This window comes from Micrococcus sp. SL257, assembly GCF_026625585.1.
Lineage (GTDB): Bacteria > Actinomycetota > Actinomycetes > Actinomycetales > Micrococcaceae > Micrococcus > Micrococcus luteus.
Window position 1 is genome coordinate 1,255,633 of record NZ_CP113053.1, and the last position, 17,919, is coordinate 1,273,551.

Annotated in this window: 16 protein-coding genes; 9 read left to right on the forward strand and 7 right to left on the reverse strand. The window is 75.3% G+C overall.

Annotated elements, in window-relative coordinates; all coding sequences use genetic code 11:
- Positions 1-214 precede the first annotated feature (214 nt).
- The 4 genes from infC to OVA32_RS05930 all read left to right on the forward strand — a co-directional run bounded on the left by infC (position 215) and on the right by OVA32_RS05930 (position 2,998).
- Positions 215-1,189: a translation initiation factor IF-3 gene (infC, locus tag OVA32_RS05915; protein WP_240335717.1), complete on the forward strand. Its 975-nt coding sequence runs from the start codon at positions 215-217 to the stop codon at positions 1,187-1,189.
- A 104-nt stretch (positions 1,190-1,293) separates the two neighbouring features.
- Complete coding sequence (rpmI, locus tag OVA32_RS05920) at positions 1,294-1,488, forward strand: 50S ribosomal protein L35 (protein WP_002853699.1); 195 nt, start codon at positions 1,294-1,296, stop codon at positions 1,486-1,488.
- An 89-nt stretch (positions 1,489-1,577) separates the two neighbouring features.
- Entirely contained in the window at positions 1,578-1,964 is a 387-nt protein-coding gene (gene rplT / locus OVA32_RS05925; RefSeq protein WP_002853696.1) for a 50S ribosomal protein L20, read from the forward strand.
- A 137-nt stretch (positions 1,965-2,101) separates the two neighbouring features.
- A complete protein-coding gene (locus OVA32_RS05930) occupies positions 2,102-2,998 on the forward strand; it encodes a TrmH family RNA methyltransferase (protein ID WP_134415757.1) in 897 nt (298 codons plus the stop codon).
- Between the two features lie 112 nt (positions 2,999-3,110).
- Here OVA32_RS05930 and OVA32_RS05935 read toward each other — a convergent pair whose 3' ends face one another.
- Both OVA32_RS05935 and OVA32_RS05940 read right to left on the reverse strand, forming a co-directional pair.
- Positions 3,111-3,383 carry a GlsB/YeaQ/YmgE family stress response membrane protein gene (locus OVA32_RS05935; RefSeq protein ID WP_134415759.1) on the reverse strand — a complete coding sequence of 91 codons (273 nt, stop codon included), beginning with the start codon at positions 3,381-3,383 and terminating at the stop codon, positions 3,111-3,113.
- Positions 3,384-3,525: 142 nt separating this feature from the next.
- Positions 3,526-4,848: an MFS transporter gene (locus OVA32_RS05940; protein ID WP_115166093.1), complete on the reverse strand. Its 1,323-nt coding sequence runs from the start codon at positions 4,846-4,848 to the stop codon at positions 3,526-3,528.
- 56 nt (positions 4,849-4,904) lie between these two features.
- On the opposite strand from OVA32_RS05940, the gene OVA32_RS05945 reads away from it, so the two are divergent.
- On the forward strand, positions 4,905-5,417 hold the full coding sequence (locus OVA32_RS05945) for a (deoxy)nucleoside triphosphate pyrophosphohydrolase (protein ID WP_159833273.1): 513 nt from the start codon (positions 4,905-4,907) through the stop codon (positions 5,415-5,417).
- Positions 5,418-5,451: 34 nt separating this feature from the next.
- Here the strand turns inward: OVA32_RS05945 and OVA32_RS05950 are convergent, their stop codons facing one another.
- Complete coding sequence (locus OVA32_RS05950; RefSeq protein WP_020624690.1) at positions 5,452-6,525, reverse strand: Rv2578c family radical SAM protein; 1,074 nt, start codon at positions 6,523-6,525, stop codon at positions 5,452-5,454.
- Positions 6,526-6,617: 92 nt separating this feature from the next.
- Here OVA32_RS05950 and OVA32_RS05955 point away from each other — a divergent pair, with 92 nt between their 5' ends.
- Positions 6,618-7,280 carry a pyroglutamyl-peptidase I gene (locus tag OVA32_RS05955; RefSeq protein ID WP_254184113.1) on the forward strand — a complete coding sequence of 221 codons (663 nt, stop codon included), beginning with the start codon at positions 6,618-6,620 and terminating at the stop codon, positions 7,278-7,280.
- Positions 7,281-7,325: 45 nt separating this feature from the next.
- Here the strand turns inward: OVA32_RS05955 and OVA32_RS05960 are convergent, their stop codons facing one another.
- Complete coding sequence (locus OVA32_RS05960; protein WP_049147952.1) at positions 7,326-7,775, reverse strand: hypothetical protein; 450 nt, start codon at positions 7,773-7,775, stop codon at positions 7,326-7,328.
- Entirely contained in the window at positions 7,772-8,179 is a 408-nt protein-coding gene (locus OVA32_RS05965) for a CHY zinc finger protein (protein ID WP_101967792.1), read from the reverse strand. The genes OVA32_RS05960 and OVA32_RS05965 overlap by 4 nt, the downstream gene beginning before the upstream one ends.
- Before the next feature lie 86 nt (positions 8,180-8,265).
- Here OVA32_RS05965 and pheS point away from each other — a divergent pair, with 86 nt between their 5' ends.
- From pheS to OVA32_RS05980, 3 genes are read left to right on the forward strand one after another with little or no spacing between them, the layout of a single operon-like run.
- Positions 8,266-9,348, forward strand: coding sequence for a phenylalanine--tRNA ligase subunit alpha (gene pheS / locus OVA32_RS05970; protein ID WP_049147954.1), 1,083 nt, complete (start codon positions 8,266-8,268; stop codon positions 9,346-9,348).
- A gap of 3 nt (positions 9,349-9,351) precedes the next feature.
- The gene (gene pheT, locus OVA32_RS05975) at positions 9,352-11,931 is read left to right on the forward strand and encodes a phenylalanine--tRNA ligase subunit beta (protein ID WP_267713573.1); all 2,580 of its coding nucleotides are present in this window, start codon (positions 9,352-9,354) and stop codon (positions 11,929-11,931) included.
- Between the two features lie 2 nt (positions 11,932-11,933).
- Entirely contained in the window at positions 11,934-12,554 is a 621-nt protein-coding gene (locus OVA32_RS05980; RefSeq protein ID WP_036337488.1) for a 4'-phosphopantetheinyl transferase family protein, read from the forward strand.
- An 18-nt stretch (positions 12,555-12,572) separates the two neighbouring features.
- On the opposite strand, the gene OVA32_RS05985 is transcribed toward OVA32_RS05980, so the two are convergent.
- The gene (locus OVA32_RS05985; protein WP_036337490.1) at positions 12,573-13,913 is read right to left on the reverse strand and encodes a M1 family metallopeptidase; all 1,341 of its coding nucleotides are present in this window, start codon (positions 13,911-13,913) and stop codon (positions 12,573-12,575) included.
- Complete coding sequence (locus tag OVA32_RS05990; RefSeq protein WP_041104187.1) at positions 13,910-17,917, reverse strand: Pls/PosA family non-ribosomal peptide synthetase; 4,008 nt, start codon at positions 17,915-17,917, stop codon at positions 13,910-13,912. The genes OVA32_RS05985 and OVA32_RS05990 overlap by 4 nt, the downstream gene beginning before the upstream one ends.
- Between the last annotated feature and the right edge of the window lie 2 nt (positions 17,918-17,919).

The window sequence follows — 17,919 nt, forward strand, 5'->3', positions numbered from 1 at the left end:
GGTCGGGACCGCCGCGTCGTGGCGCGCAGCCCGCACCGAGGGTCCCGTCCGACGGGATCGTGTCGAGGCCTCCGTCTGCGTCCGCGCAGGGGAGGCCTTCCTCGTTTCCGAGGGCCCCTCCGGTGGGCGCGGGGTCACCCGTCGTCTCACACAGAGGAGCAGCACCATCAGCGATCCCCGCATCAACGAGCGTATCCGCGTTCCGGAAGTCCGCCTGGTCGGCCCGAACGGCGAACAGGTCGGTATCGTCCGCGTCGAGGACGCCCTCCGGCTCGCCGCCGAGGCGGACCTGGATCTCGTGGAGGTGGCCCCCACGGCCAAGCCTCCGGTGTGCAAGCTGATGGATTTCGGCAAGTACAAGTACGAGGCCGCGGTGAAGGCCCGTGAGTCGCGCAAGAACCAGGTGAACACGGTCCTCAAGGAGGTCCGCTTCCGCCTGAAGATCGACAAGCACGACTACGAGACCAAGACCGGCCACGCCAAGAAGTTCCTGAGCCAGGGCGACAAGGTCAAGGCCATCATCCAGTTCCGCGGCCGTGAGCAGCAGCGTCCCGAACTCGGCATCAAGCTGCTGCAGCAGTTCGCCGAGGACGTCGCCGAGCTGGGCACCGTCGAATCGCAGCCGCGCCAGGACGGCCGCAACATGGTGATGGTGGTCGCCCCGCTGCGCACCAAGGCCGATGCGCGGGCGGACCAGCGCAAGAACTCGGCCGAGAGCCACCGCGAGCGTCAGGGCGGCGGTTCGCGTCGCGACCAGGCCGCCCGCGAGGCCAAGGAGCGCGCCGCGCAGAAGGCGGCGTCCGACTCCGCCCCGGTGCGGAATTCGGTCGGGGATGCGTTCCCCGAGCAGCTGAAGGCCATGGCCGCCCGGACGCAGGAGAACGCCTCCGCGGCCCCGGCCGAGACGACGCAGGCGCCGAAGACCCCGGCCCCGGCGGCTCCCCGCCCGGCCGCGGCCGCCCCGGCTGCGAAGCCGGCCTCCAGCGCCACGCCCGCATCGGCCCCGAAGCCGGCCGCGACGCCGAAGCCGCAGTCCTCGGCTGCGCCGGCTGCCACGCCGAAGCCGCGGTCCGCCGCCAAGCCGGCCGCGCCGTCGTCGGCTCCGAAGCCGGCGGCCAAGCCGATGCCGGCCCCGCCCAAGCCCGCCGCCCCCCGCGGCGGTGCCCCCAAGCCCGGTCCTCGGGCCTGACCCCCCGGGGTCGCCACAGACCAGCCCGGTCCGGACGGACCGGGGTGACCAGCACTGCCGTGCGCGCCGCGCACGGCAGCGATGAGTGAAGGAGAACGGCAGCCATGCCGAAGATGAAGACCCACAGCGGTGCCAAGAAGCGCTTCCGCGTGACCGGCTCCGGCAAGATCATGCGCCAGCAGGCGAACCGCCGCCACTACCTGGAGCACAAGTCCTCGCGCCTGACCCGCCGTCTCAAGGGCGACCAGCTCGTCTCCAAGGGCAGCATCAAGCAGATCAAGCGGATGCTCGGCATCTGACACCCCCTCCGGCCTCGCCGGAACCCCTTCCTCCTCGGCCGTGACGCGCCAGTGCGCGCCCCGGGGACCACACAGATTGGAGTACGCACGTGGCACGTGTGAAGCGGGCAGTGAACGCCCACAAGAAGCGTCGGACCATGCTGGAGCGCGCCTCCGGCTACCGCGGCCAGCGGTCTCGCCTGTACCGCAAGGCGAAGGAGCAGATGCTCCACTCGTTCACCTACAACTACCAGCATCGCCACAAGCGCAAGGGTGACTTCCGTCGCCTGTGGATCACCCGCATCAACGCGGCCGCCCGCGCCAACGGCATGACCTACAACCGATTCATGCAGGGCCTCAAGCTGGCCGGCGTCGAGGTGGACCGCCGCATGCTGGCCGAGATCGCCGTCTCCGACGCCGCGACCTTCGCCGTGCTGGTGAAGACCGCCCGCGAGGCGCTGCCCGCAGACGTGAACGCCCCCGCCGCCTCCCGCTGAGCCGGCTCCGGGGCCTTGAGGGCCCCCACCACCACGTCCCAGGCGTGAACACCACCGCCGACGGGGCGGGTCCTCCACCGAGGCCCGCCCCGTCGGCGTCTGCGCATCCGCAGCTGAGCCCCGACCAGAAAGACCCCATGACCCCGCACGCCGAGCCGATGACCCATCCCCGCGCCGAGCGCGTGCGCGCGGTGGCAGCCCTGGCGGGCCGCTCCGCCCGACGCCGGACGGGCACGTTCCTCGTCGAGGGGCCGCAGGCCTGCCGCGAGGCCCTGCGCGCCCACCTGGGGGAGGGGCCGGAGGCCGCCGCGGGGCAGTGGCGCGCGGGGCGGGTGCTGACCCAGGTGTACATGTCCGTCGGACTCGTGGACCGGGACCCCGCGCTGGCCGAGCTCGTGGCGCGCGTCCGGGACCGCCCGACGCCGGGTGGTGAGTGCGTCCTGGTGCGCCAGGCCAGCGACGAGGTGCTCACCGCCATGGCCGACGCCGTGACGGGGCAGGACATCGTCGCCGTGGCGCGGATGCCGGAGCCGCAGGCCGTCGAAGCGGTCCTCGGGGAGGCGCGCCTGGCCGCCGTGCTGTGCCGCGTGCAGGACCCGGGGAACGCCGGCACGGTCATCCGAGCCGCGGACGCGGCCGGGGCGGACGCGGTGGTCCTCACGCCGGGCTCCGTCGACCCGTTCAACCCCAAGGTGGTCCGGTCCACCGCCGGGTCGCTGTTCCACCTGCCCGTGGTCACCGCCGTCCCCGCAGAGGCGGCCGCGGCCGCCGCCCGGGCCGCAGGCCTGCAGGTGTGGGCCGCCGACGGCTACGGCTCGGATCGGCTCGACGCCCTCGCCCCCGGCGTGGTCGCCGCGCCGACCGCGTGGCTGTTCGGCAACGAGGCCCAGGGCCTGGACGGCGGCGAGCTCGCGCTGGCGGACCGCCGGGTGGCGGTGCCGCTGTATGGGGCCGCGGAGTCCCTGAACGTGGGGACCGCCGCCACGGTGTGCCTGTACTCGTCCGCGATGGCGGGGGCACGGCGCGCCGGCTGACGGGGCGCACGAGGCGGCGGCAGCCGTCCGGAGACGCAGATGGGGCGGGGATCCACGTGGATCCCCGCCCCATCTGCGTGTTCCCGGGTGGAACCCGGGCCGCTCAGCTCACTCAGGCGCGGGTGCCGGTGCGGCGGGTGATGGCCTGCCACACTGCGGCGACGATAACGCCGCCGATGATCGCGAAGATCCAGGTGCCCAGATCGAAGAACTTCTCGTTCACGTCGAAGTCGAACAGCAGGGAGGCGATCCAGCCGCCGAGGAGAGCGCCGACGATGCCGGTGAGGAGGGCGCCGAGCCACCCGCCGCCCTGACGTCCGGGGAGGATGGCGCGAGCGATGGCGCCGGCGATGAGACCAAGCACGATCCAGCCAAAGATGCCCATGATGATGGTTCCTTTCGGGTTGCGAATCTGACGTACGAGAAGGAACGTAGCAAGGGATTTTCACGGGGGGCCACCTCTGGCGCCCCGACTTTTTCGAGATTCTCCGACGTGACGAGGTTCGCCCCGGCCTCGTGTGGGAGATTCAGCGGGGCGAGCCGCCGTCGTCAGCCCGGACGCCGGGCCGCGCCGCGACGTCGCGGCGCACGAGCAGGAACGCCAGCACCAGGCCCGCCAGGGCGATGCCCGCGCCGACCAGCGGCGGGGTCCGCAGCGACGCACCGGCCCCGATCGCGGCGGCCCCGACCCACGCGCCCATCGCGTTGGCCATGTTCAGCGCGGAGTGGTTGAGCGAACCGGCCAGCTGGGGTGCGGTGGGCGCGGAGTCCACGAGCAGCACCTGCAGGGACGGGGCGATCCCGGAGCCGCTGACGGCCACGCAGAAGAGGAACACGATCATCACCGGAGCCCACGAGGCCGTCAGCGCGACGGCGGCCAGCGAGACCGCGCTGAGCCCGAAGCTCAGGCGCAGGGTGCCCACCGGGTCGCGGTCCGTGAGGGCGCCGCTGACGAGCGTGCCGATCACCATGCCGACGCCGTAGAGGGCCAGCACGGCGGGGACCCACCGTTCCTCGAGGCCCGCGACCTCCGTGAGCAGCGGCGCGATGTAGGTGTAGAGCGCGAACATGCCGGCGAAGCCGATCACGCCCACGGCCACCGTCGCCCACAGGCGGCCGGAGGCCAGACCGCGCAGCTCGCGGCCGACCGAGGCGCCCGCGGGGGCCGGCACGGACGGGACGAGCCACGCGGTCGCCCCGACGCACAGGGCCGCGCAGACCGCCACGATGACGAACATCCAGCGCCAGCCGACGGCCTGCCCGAGCGCCGTCGCGCCCGGCACGCCCAGCACGTTGGCCACGGACAGCCCGGCCATCACCCAGGCCACGGCCTGGCCGCGGCGGGCGGGCCCGGCGAGGTCCGCCGCGGCCAGGGCGGCCGCGGAGAAGTAGGCGCCGTGGGGCAGGCCCGACACGAACCGGGCCGCCATCATGCTCCCCATGTCCGGGGCGAGGAACGCGGCCACGTGCCCCACGACGAACAGCAGCATCAGCACGATGCTCGTGACCCGCCGGTCGACGCGGGCGAAGGACGCGGCCAGCAGGGGAGCGCCGATCACGACGCCCAGCGCGTACATGGAGATGAGCACGCCGCCGGCCTCGAGACCGATGCCGAGGTCGGCCACCGCCTGCGGCAGCAGGCCCATCATCGCGAACTCCGTGGTGCCGATCGCGAAGCTGCCCAGGGCCAGCGCGAGGATGGCCGGCAGCAGACGCACGCGGCGGCCGCCCAGCAGCGCGCCGGGGCCCGTCGGCGCGGTCGGTGGGATGGACGGGTCCGGGCGCGTCGGACGCGGGGCGCGGGGGGAACGGTCGTGGGCGCCGTCGGCGGCGGGAGTGGGGGTGGGCACCGACCCAGCCTACGGACTCCGGTCTGCGGGGGCGGGGGCCTCGCTAGCCTGGGCTCATGACCTCCGCCACACCCGCTCGCCCCGCGCCCGCTGCCAGCCCGACGACGTCGCCCCGGGACGGTGCGCGACCGCGGCTGGTCGTGGGGCTCGCGCTGCTCGACGATGTGGCCGCGCCGACCCGCCTGCTGGCGGCCCGTCGCAGCGCGCCTGCCCCGCTGCGGGGGCTCTGGGAGTTCCCCGGGGGCAAGGTCGAGCCGGGGGAGGGCGTCCAGGAGGCGCTGCTGCGGGAGTGCCGGGAGGAGCTCGGGGTCGCCGTGCGGCTCGGCCCCGAGGTGGCGGCGCCGGAGCCGGACGGGTGGGAGCTGGCCAACGGCGCCCGGATGCGGGTGTTCTGGGGCGTCCTGGCGGAGGAGGGGACGACACCCCGAGCCCTCCAGGACCACGACCTGCTGGCGTGGCTGCCGCTCACCGGGCCGGGCGTGCGGCACCTGGACTGGATCCCGGCGGACCGGCCGATCGTGGCCGAGGTGCTCCGTGGCGCCGCCACGGCGTTCTCCGCGGGGCGCTGAGTCGACACGCGGCCGGCCGCGCCCCGCGGACCGGTCAGAACAGCGCGGGCTGCGCCGCCGGAGCGGAGGGCCGGGACGCCGGCCGGCGCCGGGCCGGGGGACCGTCCTCGCGCCGGATGCCGTGGGCGCCGCCGCGGGCCAGGCCGTGCCGTGCGGCGGCCTCCCCGGCCATCCGGGTGAGCATGCGGCGGTACGACTCGGGCGCGTAGGCGGACCGGGCGTACATCTGCTCGTAGCCGGCCAGCAGATCCGGGTGCTCGCGGCGGATCCAGTCCAGGTACCACTCCTTCGCGCCCGGCCGCAGGTGCAGGGCGCCCGGCATGACGCGCGCGGCTCCGGCGTCCGCCAGCGCGCGCATGAGGGCGTCGATCTCGCGGTCCCCGTCCGTGAGCCACGGCAGCAGGGGCATGGCCATGACGGTGACGTCCGCACCCGCGGCGGCGAGCCGCTCGATCAGGCGCAGGCGTGCGGTCGGCGACGGCGTGCCCGGCTCGACCGCGGCGGCGATGGCGGGGTCGAGCATCGCCAGGGACAGCGAGACCTGCACCGGCACCTGGCGCGAGGCCGCCTGCAGCAGGGGCACATCCCGCGCGAGCAGGGTCCCCTTGGTCAGCACGGAGAACGGGGTGCCGGAATCGGCCAGGGCCCGGATGATCCCGGGCATCAGCGCGTAGCGGCCCTCGGCCCGCTGATACGGGTCCGTGTTCGTCCCCAACGCCACCGCCTCGCGGCCCCACGTGGGGCGGGCGAGTTCGGCGCGCAGCACCTCGGCGACGTTGACCTTCACGACGATCTGCCGGTCGAAGTCGGCCCCGGCGTCGAGCTCGAGGAAGGTGTGGGTGCTGCGGGCGTAGCAGTACCGGCAGGCGTGGGTGCAGCCGCGGTACGGGTTCACGGTCCAGCGGAACGGCATGGCCGAGGCAGACGGCACCGAGTTCAGTGCGGTCTTGGCGAGCACCTCATGGAAGGTGACCCCCGCGAACTCCGGGGTGGTGACACTCCGCTGCAGGTCCGAGAGCGGCAGCAGGGCGGCGGAGCCGGCCGGTGTGCCGGCCGTCGCCCGCTGGGCTCCGCCCTCGGACCGCAGGGTCTGCGCTTCCCATCGCATGGCCAGAAGTAGAACACATGTTCGAATCGACCCGCAAGCGTGTTCGAGTCCGGGCGTGGCGCGGGCGCCGAGACGCGCCTACCGTGGTCGCCATGACCTCCCGTGCACCCGCCCCGGCCGCCCGCGTCCTGCTCACGGGCTTCGAGCCCTTCGGCGGCGATGTCCACAACCCGTCGATCGCCGCCGCGCGGGACGCCGTGGGCATCCTGGCGGACCGGGGTGTGACGGCCGAGGCGGTCGAGCTGCCGTGCGCGTTCGGCGCGGCCGGGCCGGCCCTGACCGCGGCCCTCGACCGGGTCCGGCCGGAGGTGGCGATCGCCGTCGGGCTGGCCGGCGGCACGGCGACGGTCCGGGTCGAACGGGTGGCCGTGAACCTGCAGGACGCCCGGATCCCGGACAACGCGGGGGAGCAGCCCGTGGACCGGCCCGTGCGCGCCGACGGTCCCGCGGCCCTGTTCGCCACCCTGCCCGCCAAGCGTGCCGTCGCCGCGATCCGGGAGGCCGGCGTCGCCGCGGAGCCGTCCCTGTCCGCGGGCGCGTTCGTGTGCAACCACGTCATGTACGCCCTCCTCGACGCCCCCGGCACCGCCCGGGCCGCCGGCTTCATCCACGTGCCGTGGGACACCGAGCACCGCCCGACGCCGGACACCCCGGCCCTGCCCGCGGCCGACCTGGCGCGCGCGGTGGCCGAGGCCGCCCTGACGGCGATGGCCGGCGGCCCCGACCTCGACGTCCCCGGCGGCACCCTGCACTGACCTCCCCGGACCCCGGGTCCGTGTCGGCGCGATCGCCCGTGCCCGTCAGCGGCGGCGCCGCAGGCCGCGGACCACGGGCCGCTCGATGTAGCCGCCCAGGGCCAGGCTCGCGCGTCGTTCGAAGACGTTGCGCGAGGCCGGATCCCCGGTCCGCCACATCGACCACGCCGCCGCCAGCGCGTACGCCGGCAGGAAGGGCAGACCCAGCAGGAGGGCGTACTGGTCCGCATGGCCGGCCTCGTGCCGCCACAGCGCGGGCGTCATGCGCAGGCCGGGGCGGGTGAACACGACGTCGCCGACCGTGAACGCGGCCCCGCCCGGGAACCGGTGCGTCCAGCCGTGGGCCTCGATCAGCCCGTGCGGTCCGGGCCGCAGCGCGCAGCCGGCGACGACGGCGCCCACCAGCCCCAGCGGCGTCGCCAGGTTCAGCAGGTTCCACAGCCCGCGCGCCCGCACGTGCGCCGGAGGCGACGGCCGGGAGGGGGCCGCGGTCATGGCTGTGCCGCAGGATCGGCGTCCCCGGCGGGGGACCCGGACGCGGGGACGTCGAAGTAGAGCGGGGCATGGGCGGCGCAGCCCGGGTTGAACGGCGCCCCGCAGGCCGGGCACGCAGGATCAGCGGTGGCCTCGAGGGCGAGGTAGGCGGTCACGCTCAGCTCGGTGCGGCACACCCCGCACAGCACATGCGGCCGGTCGAACTCGCCGGCAGGCACCGGCACGGCCGGGTGGTCGGCGAGCTCCGCGTGGCAGCGGTGGCAGGACCAGTACGCGGGGCAGCAGGCGAAGCGCAGGGCGACGACGTCCCGCGCCGTGGCGTAATGGGCGCAGCGGGTCTGCGCGTCCAGGCCCACGCCCCGCAGCAGCGGGTCGGTGCCGTCGAGGGAGTTCGGGGCGGTCATGCGCCTCAGCCTAGGCCGAGCGGGCCCGGGGCGGACACTAGACTGACGGGCGTCCCACCGTCCCCCATGCGAAGGTCGTTGCCCTGATGACACCCAGCCCCGAGACCGGCGCGGAGCCCACCGCGCCCGTGGCGGAGATCTCCCCCGTGGACGCGGAGGCGGTGGAGGCCGCTGTGCAGGCCGCGCTCGCCGCATATGAGGCCGCGGCCGACCTCGACGAACTCAAGGCCGCCCGCCTGGCCCACACCGGCGACCGGGCCCCCTTGACTCTCGCGAACAAGGCGATCGGCGCTCTGCCCAAGGAGCGCAAGGCGGAGGCCGGCAAGCTCATGGGCGCCGCACGCGGCCGCCTGGGCAAGGCCCTGGCCGCCCGCACCGAGGTGCTCGAGGCGGAGCAGGCCGCGCGGATCCTGCGCGAGGAGACGGTGGACGTGACCACCGCGGTCCGTCGCCGCCGCGTCGGCGCCCGTCACCCGCTCTCGCTGACGATGGACCGTGTCTCGGAGATCTTCGTCGGCATGGGCTGGGAGATCGCGGAGGGCCCCGAGCTCGAGTCCGAGTGGTTCAACTTCGACTCCCTCAACTTCGCGCCGGATCATCCGGCCCGCGAGATGCAGGACACCTTCTTCGTGGACCCGGCCGAGGCCCACCTGCTGCTGCGCACCCACACCTCTCCGGTGCAGATGCGCTCCCTGCTCGAGCGGGGCGCCCCCACCTACGTGCTGTGCCCGGGCCGCACGTTCCGCACGGACGAGCTGGACGCCACGCACACCCCGGTGTTCCACCAGTTCGAGGGCCTGGCCGTTGACAAGGGCCTGACCATGGCCCACCTGCGCGGCACCCTCGAGTACTTCGCCCGCCAGATGTTCGGGGCGGAGGCGGCCATCCGCCTGCGCCCGAACTTCTTCCCGTTCACCGAGCCCAGCGCCGAGCTGGACATCTGGCACCCCGGCGCCAAGGGCGGGCCCCGCTGGATCGAGTGGGGCGGCTGCGGCATGGTGCACCCGAACGTGCTGCGCGCCGCGGGCCTGGACCCGGAGGAGTACTCCGGGTTCGCGTTCGGCATGGGCGTGGAGCGCACGCTCATGTTCCGCAACGAGGTCCCGGACATGCACGACATGATCGAGGGCGACGTCCGCTTCTCCCAGCACTTCGGAATGGAGGTCTGATCCATGCGCATCCCCCTGGACTGGCTGCGGGAGTTCGTCCCCGTGCCCGCGGAGCACCGTGCCGAGGACGTGATGGCCGACCTCGTCCGCGTCGGCCTCGAGGAGGAGGACGTCCACCGTCCGGCTGCCGAGCTGCAGGGCCCGATCGTCGTCGGGCAGGTGCTCTCCAAGGAGCCCGAGCCGCAGAAGAACGGCAAGACCATCAACTGGTGCTCCGTGCGCGTGGTGCCCGAGGGCGCCGCCCAGCCGCTCACCGGCGAGGGGATCGAGCCCTCCGGCGTGCAGGGCATCGTGTGCGGCGCCCACAACTTCGAGGTCGGGGACAAGGTCGTCGTGGCCCTGCCCGGCGCGGTGCTGCCCGGCGACTTCCGCATCAGCCCCCGCAAGACCTACGGCCACGTCTCGGCCGGCATGATCGCCTCCAGCACGGAGCTGGGCATGGGCGACGACGGCACGGACGGGATCATCGTGCTCGGCGACCTCGGGCTCGACCCCGAGCCGGGCACCGACGCCCGGGACGTCCTGGACCTGCACGGCGAGGCCGCCGAGATCAACGTGACGCCCGACCGCGGCTACGCGTTCTCGATGCGCGGCGTCGCGCGCGAGTACGCGCACGCCACCGGCGTGCCCTTCACGGACCCGGCCGCCGCCGTCCACCCGCCCGCGGCCGACGACGCCGGCCCGGCCGTCCGCATCGACGACGACGCGCCGATCCACGGCGAGCCCGGGGCCACCCGGTTCGTGGTCCGCACGGTCTCCGGCGTGGACGCGACCCGCCCGACCCCGCCGTGGCTGGCCGCGCGCCTGCGCCTGGCCGGCATCCGCACCATCTCCCTGCCGGTGGACATCTCCAACTACGTCATGTGGGAGCTGGGCCAGCCCCTGCACTTCTACGACGCGGACACGCTCTCCGGCGAGATCGTGGTGCGCCGCGCGCGGGCCGGAGAGACCCTGACCACCCTCGACGGCAAGGAGCGCGAGCTCGACGCGGAGGACCTGCTCATCACGGACGACTCCGGCCCCATCGGCCTGGCGGGCGTCATGGGCGGGGCCGCCACCGAGGTCACGGACGCCACCACCACGATCGTGGTCGAGTCCGCGAACTTCGACCCCGTGTCGATCGCCCGTACGCGGCGCCGGCACCGCCTGCCCTCGGAGGCGTCGAAGCGCAACGAGCGCGGCGTCGACTGGGAGATCGCCGACGAGGCGGCCGAGCGGGCCGTCCAGATGCTCGTCGAGCTCGCCGGCGGCACCGCCGAGCCCGGGGTCACCGACGTCGGGACGCGGCCGCAGCCGGCCGTCGTCGAGATGGCCGCCGACTTCCCCTCCGCCCTGGTGGGCGTGGCGTACACGACCGACGAGGTCGTGGTGACGCTGCGGGCCCTGGGGGCCGAGGTGACCGTCGCCGAGGCCGCCGCCGACGTCGCCCCGCGGCTGACCGTGACCGCGCCGTCGTGGCGCACGGACCTGCGCATCCCCGAGGACCTCGCCGAGGAGGTCGCGCGCCTGCGCGGCTACGACGCGATCCCCTCCGTGGTGCCCGTGGCCCCGCCGGGCCGCGGCTTCACCCGCCGCCAGGCCCAGCGTCGCCGCGTGTCGGCCGCGCTCGCGGCCGCGGGACTCACCGAGGTGCTGGCCTACCCGTTCGTCTCCGAGGAGCAGAACCGGCGTTTCGGGGCGGACTCGGACGCGCAGGGCCAGGCCCTGGCGATGGTGGCCCTGGCCAATCCGATCGCCTCCCAGTACCGGTACCTGCGCCTGTCGCTGCTGCCGGGCCTCGTCGAGACCGCGCGCCGCAACCTCGGACGCGGCTTCCGCGATCTGGCGCTGTACGAGATGGGGCTGGTCTTCCTGCCCGGCGCGCAGCTGGGCTCGGCGACGATCCCCCCGCGCGCGGTCCACCCCTCCGCCGAGGTCCTCGCCGACCTCGAGGCCGGCATCCCCGCTCAGCCGTGGCACGTGGCCGGTCTGTACGCCGGGCACGACTCGGCGCCCGGGCCGGACCACGACCCCCGCCCGGTGGACTGGCAGGACGCGATCGCCGGGGCCCTCGACGTGGCCGACGTCCTCGGCGTCGAGCTGACCGTCCGGCAGGGCCGGCACCACGCGTTCCACCCGGGCCGGGTGGCCGAGCTCGTCGTCGTGACCGAGCACGGGGACCGGGTGGTGGGCGTCGCCGGCGAGCTGCACCCGCAGTGGCTCGAGGCCGAGGACCTGCCCGCCCGCACGAGCGTGTGGGAGCTGGACCTGGACGCGCTGTGCGCCGCGGCCCCCGAGATCGTGGTCGCCGCACCGCTGTCCACGTTCCCCGTGAGCACGCAGGACGTGGCGCTCGTGGTGGACGAGGCCGTCGTGGCCGGGGACGTGCGCGCGACCCTCGCCGAGGGTGCCGGGGAGCTGCTCGAGGCCGTCGAGCTGTTCGACGTCTACCGGGGCGCGGGCGTGCCGGAGGGGCGGAAGTCCCTCGCGTTCTCCCTGCGCTTCCGCGCCCCTGACCGCACGCTCACCGCGGAGGAGGTCTCCGAGGCCCGCGCCGCGGCCACCGCGCTCGCGGCGCAGCGGCACGGGGCGGTCCAGCGCTGACCGTGTCCGTCGCGACCGGCCCGTGGGGCCTGACCTCGGCCGTCCCCGCCTCGGCGGGGGCGGCCGACGCCGTCTCCGCGCTGCTCGGTCAGGTGCGCACCGCCCTGACGGCGGCCTGGGGCGTGCCGGTGGGGCCGCTCGGGCTCCGGCACGCCTGCCCGCGCTGCGGCTCGGCCGCGCACGGCGTCCCCGCGCTGACCGGCCTGCCCCCCGGCCGGGTCGCCCTCGTCTCGTTCACGCGCGTCCGGATGCCCGGCACTGAGGACCGGGCTCGGATCGGGGCGTGGTGGGCGCCGGCACGGCCCGCCGACGGGCTCGGCCTCGGGGTGGACGTCGAGCGGGCGGACGCCGCGGCCTTCGCGGACGAGGACGGCCTGGGCGGGGTGGGCTTCTCGACGGCGGAGCGCGCCCGGGTGCGGGAGCTTCCCGCCCCCGAGAGGCCCGCCGCGCGGGCCCGGCTGTGGACGCGGAAGGAGGCGCTCGTGAAGGCCGCCGGCACCGGCTTCACGGGCGACCCCGCCGCCGTCGACGCACTGACCGTGCCGGCCGACGTCGTGCTGGTGGACCTCACCGACCGGCTGCCGGGCGGTCTCCTCGGGGCGCTGGCGCTGCGGGGCCGCTGAGTCGACCGCGCGGGCGCCTCAGCCCGGGAACGGCGGCAGCTCGGGCCGCAGCGTCCACGCGTCGAAGAGCTCGTCCACCTGCGCTCGGCTCACCCCGGCGTGCGGGGCCCACGCGTGCACGTGCGTGCGCAGCCCCAGGGAGTCGACGGTGCCGAACCGGTGCTCCCGCACCCAGGCGCGCAGCATGGAGCCGAAGAGGTCCGTGCCCAGCAGGTGCCGCAGCGCCTCCACGGTGAGCGCGCCGCGCTTGTACACCCAGTCCTCGAACATCTCCTCCGGCCCGGGCTCGGCCAGCGCCTGCTCCACCGGGTGCGCGGCCAGCTTCTGCCAGGCCCGCCGCGCCATCGAGGTGATGCTGGACCGCCCCGAGGCCTCGGCCCACAGCCACTCGGACCAGCAGGCGAAGCCCTCGTGCAGCCACAGGTCGGACCAGCGGCCCAGGGTCACGGCGTTGCCGAACCACTGGTGGGACATCTCGTGGGCGATCAGCCGCTCGGACTCCCACGAGCCGTCCAGGTGGTTGGTGCCGAACAGCGACATGCTCGCGGCCTCGAGCGGGATCTCGAGCTCCTCGTCGGCCACGACCGCGGTGTAGTCCTCGAATGGGTATGGCCCGTAGGCGTCGATGAACGTGGCCATCATGGCCGGCTGGGGGGCAAGGGCCCGGAGGGCCCGCTGCTCGGTCCGCGGGGAGACCACGAGGCGCAGCGGCGGCAGGCCCTCGGCGGGAGGGGCGGCGTCCACGAGCCGGTAGCGGCCGATCTGCACGCTGAGCAGGTAGGCGGGCACGGGCTGGTCGAGCCGCCACCGCCACGTGACCCGCGAGCCGCGCGTGCGCACGGGCGCGCCCACGCCGTTGGCGACGGGCAGGTAGCCCGCGTCGCAGGTGAGGGTGATCTCCGCCGTCGAGCGGGAGGTGGGGGAGTCCACGCACGGCAGCCACGTGGAGGCGCCGTGGGGCTGCCCGGCCACGAGCACGCCGTCCGTGAGCTCCTCCCAGCCGATCGTGCCCCACGGGCTGCGCCGCAGCGTGGGCGTGCCCGCGTAGACCACGGTCAGCTCCACGAGCGTGCCCTCCGGCCGGCTCTCGTCCAGGTCGACGACGAGGCGGCTCGGGGCGCGGCCCGGCTGGGTGAACGAGGAGGCGACGGCGCGGCCGTCGACGACGGCGTCCACCCGGGACACGCGCAGCCGGTACAGGTCCAGCTCGATGCGGCGGCTCTGCTTCGTCAGGCGCACGCGCAGGACGGCGGTGCCGGAGACCCGGTTCGCGGCCAGGCGCACGTCGAGGTCCAGTGCGATGTGCTCGACGGTGGCGGCGTCGGTGCCGACGCCCGGGACGTAGGGATCGGTGCTCATGCTTCCTCTCGGGAGGGGGTGGCCGCGGCGGCGGGGTCGCCGTCGGGACGACGCCACGGGGAGACCGGGTTGCCGAGCCACCACGTGCCGGCGGGCAGCTCCTCGCCGCGCATCACGAGGGACCCGGCACCGACGGTGGTGCCGCGGCCCAGGCGGGCGGCGGGCAGCACCACGGAGTGGGGGCCGAGGGTGGCGCCGTCCTCCAGGACGACGGCGTCCAGGGACATCACGCGGTCGTGGAACAGGTGGGTCTGGACGACGCAGCCGCGGTTCACGGTGGCGCCGTCGCCGAGCTCCACGAGGTCGGCCTCGGGCAGCCAGTAGGACTCGACCCAGGCGCCGTGGCCGATGCGGGCGCCCATCGCGCGCAGGAACCAGACCAGGGCGGGGGTGCCGGCCGCGGCCCGGCTGAACCACGGGGCGGCGAGGAACTCGGTGAAGGTGTCCGCGACCTCGTTGCGCCAGATGAACGAGGACCACAGCGGGTGCTCGCCCGCGCGGATCCGGCCGACGAAGACCCGCTTGGCGAGCACGGTCAGGCTCGCCGCGACCGCGCCGGCCGCGAGCAGGACGACGCCGCCCAGGACGAAGGCCAGCGCCCACGTGCCGACCGCGATGAGGGCGGCCAGCGTCGCGCCGACGGCGAGGGACAGGGCCACGTGCAGCCACACCGGGATCGCGCGCAGCAGCTCCCAGGCGGTGCGGGCGGCCTTGAGTCGGGCCGGCGGGTCGTAGGTGAGGGCGGCGTCTGCGGTGACCTCGTTGCGGCGCAGGCGCACGGGCGGGGAGCCCATCCAGGACGTGCCCGCCTTGGTCTTGGCCGGGGTGGTGGACAGCACCGCCACGAGCGAGTCGCGGCGCAGGGTGCGGCCGCCGGGCACCATGCCGGAGTTGCCCACGAACGAGCGCTTGCCGACCTTCGCGGGGGCCACGTGCATCCACCCGCCGTCGAGGGAGTAGGAGGAGACCATCGTGTCGTCGGCGAGGAACGCGCCGTCGCCCACGCGGGTCATGCAGGGCAGGAGCACCACGGTGGAGGCCTCGACGCCGCGGCCCACCTCGGCGCCCAGCAGGCGCAGCCACGTCGGCGTGAAGCGGGAGGCGTAGATCGGGAACAGCTGGTCGCGGGCGGCGTCGAGGACGCGCTCGGTGGCCCACACCTGCCAGCCGACCCGGGAGCGCACGGGGTGGTGCCCCTCCGTGATGCCGAGCGCGAGCAGGCGCACGGTGACGAGCACGAGCAGCATCTGGGTCAGGAACCAGACGCCGGCCACCAGGGGGCTTGCGGCCAGCAGGCGCGCCGCGGTGGTCCCGACGGCGGCCAGCGGCCCCGCCTCCGGGGCCGGCGGCCACCAGGTCAGCGACCACGCGGCCACCGCGGCCGCCGCGGCGGCGGAGACGAGCGGAAGGAGGGAGATGAGGGTCGAGAGGACGGTCGCCATCAGGCGCCAGCCCGGGGTCTCCCGCGGCGCCTCGGCGGGGCCGCGGGACTTCACCTTGCCCACCTTGACGGCGGGGGAGCCGGCGTGGCGCTGGCCGCCGCGCACCCGCCCGGCGACGGTGGACCCGGCCTCGACGTGCGCCCCGGCGCCGACCTGGGCGCCCGGCAGGAGCGTGGAGCGGGCGCCCACGACGGCGTCCGCGCCGATGCGCACCTCGCCGAGCCGGACGACGTCGCCGTCGACCCAGTAGCCGGACAGGTCCACCTCAGGCTCGATCGCGGCGCCCTCCTCGACCGTGAGCATGCCGGTGACCGGTGGCACGGTGTGCATGTCCACGTCCTTGCCGATCCGGTTGCCCAGCAGTCGCGCGTAGGCGGGCACCCACGTGGCGCCGGCCAGCGAGTAGGGGTCCACGAGGTCGCTGATCTGCTGGGCGAGCCACAGGCGCAGGTGGACGCGGCCACCGCGCGGGTAGGACCCGGGGCTCACGCCGCGCAGCAGCAGCCGGGCCGTCGCGGCGGTGAGCAGCATGCGGCCGGGCACGGTCACCACCAGCAGACCGGCCACGATCAGCACCCACCACGGCACGGTGGGCAGCCCGGGCGCGAGCCCGGAGAGCGTCAGCAGGTTCAGGGCCAGGCCGGTCCACACGCCCAGGCGCAGGGCGGGCAGGACGAACACGGGCAGTCCCACGAGGGTCTGGACCCACTGGGTGCGGTGGCGGGTGCGGTCGACGTGCCGGTCGTGCACCTCGATGCCGCGGGGGCCGTCGTCGCCCACGACGGCGGCCACGAGGGCCCCGGCGGTGGGGTTGCGGTAGACGTCCTGGACGGTCACGGCCGGGTGGCGCAGGCGCAGGCGGGCCACGAGCTGGGCAGCGGCGAGCGAGCCGCCGCCGGCCTCGAAGAAGTCGGTGTCGGCGTCCTTGGGGGGCGCGCCGAGCACGTCCGCCCACTGGCGCAGCACCCAGCCGTCGGCGGTGTCCTCGTTCGGCTGGGGCGCGTCCTCGTCCACCTCGGCGCCGGGCAGGGGCCACGGCAGCGCGTGGCGGTCCACCTTGCCGGAGGTCTTCGTGGGCAGGGAGTCCACGACGGCCAGCCGGGGCACGAGTGCGGCCGGCAGCTCCGCCGCGAGGTGCTCGCGGGCCATGTGCAGGTCGAGCTCGGCCTCGGGGTCCGCGGGGACGAGGTAGCCGACGAGGATCTGGTGGCCCGCCGGGGTGGTCTGCACGGCCGCGGCGCCGCCGTGGACGCCGGGCAGGGCCTGGAGGGCCGCGTCCACCTCGCCGAGCTCGATGCGGCGGCCGCCGAGCTTCACCTGGTCGTCGGCGCGGCCGACGAACAGCAGGCCCTCCGGCTCGAAGACCACGAGGTCACCGGAGCGGTAGGCACGCTCCCAGCCGAGGGAGGGCATGGGGGCGTACTTCTCGGCGTCCTTGGCCGGGTCGAGGTAGCGGGCCAGGCCGACGCCGCCGATGATCAGCTCGCCCGTCTCGCCCTCGGCCACGGGCAGCGTGGTCTGCGGGTCGACGACGGCCAGGTCCCAGCCGTCCAGGGGCAGGCCGATGCGGACCGGGCCGAGACCCGTGAGCGGGGCCGCGCACGCGACGACGGTGGCCTCCGTGGGGCCGTAGGTGTTCCAGACCTCGCGGCCGTCCTCCGCCAGGCGCGCGGCGAGCTCGGGCGGGCAGGCCTCGCCGCCGAAGATCAGCAGCCGGACGTTGTCCATGGCCTCGGTGGGCCACATCGCGGCGAGGGTCGGCACGGTGGACACGGCGGTGATGCGCCGCTCGGCGAGCCACGGGCCGAGGTCCATGCCGGAGCGCACGAGCGAGCGGGGGGCCGGGACCAGGCACGCACCGTGACGCCAGGCGAGCCACATCTCCTCGCACGAGGCGTCGAACGCGACGGACAGTCCCGCCAGCACGCGGTCGCCCGGGGCGAGCGGATCGTCCGCCAGGAAGATCCGCGCCTCGGCGTCCACGAAGGCCGCGGCCGAGCGGTGGCTCACCGCCACGCCCTTGGGGGTGCCCGTCGAGCCAGAGGTGAAGATGATCCACGCGTCGTCCTCGAGCCCGGGGGCGCGGGCCTCCGCGGCCGGGTCCGCGGTGTGCTCGGGGTGCGGGGCGTAGACCCGCTCGTCGGTGAGGACGCCGGCCACCTTCGCCTCGCCGAACACGAGGCGGGCGCGCTCCTCCGGATCGTCCGCGTCCACGGGGACGTAGGCCGCGCCGGCGGCGAGCACGCCGAGGATCGAGACGTACAGCGCGGCCGTGCCCGAGGCGATCCGCACGCCGACCCGGTCTCCCGCCCGCACGCCGGCGGCCCACAGGTGGCGGGCGGTCTCGTCGACGCGCTCCCGCAGCTCCGCGTACGTCAGCGGCTCGACGCCGTCGTCCAGGGCGGTCGCGTCCGGGTGCTCGCGCGCCGTGGCGTCGAAGAGCTCCACGAGCGTCCGGGCGGGCGGGGTGCGCTCGGAGCCGGGCAGCTGCGGCCGATGCGGCGCGCCCGCGGGGTCGAGGGGGACGGAGGGCGGGGTGGGCGCGGCGGACGAAAGGGACACAG

Coding starts and splice junctions, on each gene's coding strand:
- rpmI (WP_002853699.1), top strand. CDS start 1,294: ATGCCGAAGATGAAGACCCACAGCGGTGCCAAGAAGCGCTTCCGCGTG.
- OVA32_RS05930 (WP_134415757.1), top strand. CDS start 2,102: ATGACCCCGCACGCCGAGCCGATGACCCATCCCCGCGCCGAGCGCGTG.
- OVA32_RS05935 (WP_134415759.1), bottom strand. CDS start 3,383: ATGGGCATCTTTGGCTGGATCGTGCTTGGTCTCATCGCCGGCGCCATC.
- OVA32_RS05945 (WP_159833273.1), top strand. CDS start 4,905: ATGACCTCCGCCACACCCGCTCGCCCCGCGCCCGCTGCCAGCCCGACG.
- OVA32_RS05950 (WP_020624690.1), bottom strand. CDS start 6,525: ATGCGATGGGAAGCGCAGACCCTGCGGTCCGAGGGCGGAGCCCAGCGG.
- OVA32_RS05955 (WP_254184113.1), top strand. CDS start 6,618: ATGACCTCCCGTGCACCCGCCCCGGCCGCCCGCGTCCTGCTCACGGGC.
- OVA32_RS05960 (WP_049147952.1), bottom strand. CDS start 7,775: ATGACCGCGGCCCCCTCCCGGCCGTCGCCTCCGGCGCACGTGCGGGCG.
- OVA32_RS05965 (WP_101967792.1), bottom strand. CDS start 8,179: ATGACCGCCCCGAACTCCCTCGACGGCACCGACCCGCTGCTGCGGGGC.
- pheS (WP_049147954.1), top strand. CDS start 8,266: ATGACACCCAGCCCCGAGACCGGCGCGGAGCCCACCGCGCCCGTGGCG.
- pheT (WP_267713573.1), top strand. CDS start 9,352: ATGCGCATCCCCCTGGACTGGCTGCGGGAGTTCGTCCCCGTGCCCGCG.
- OVA32_RS05985 (WP_036337490.1), bottom strand. CDS start 13,913: ATGAGCACCGATCCCTACGTCCCGGGCGTCGGCACCGACGCCGCCACC.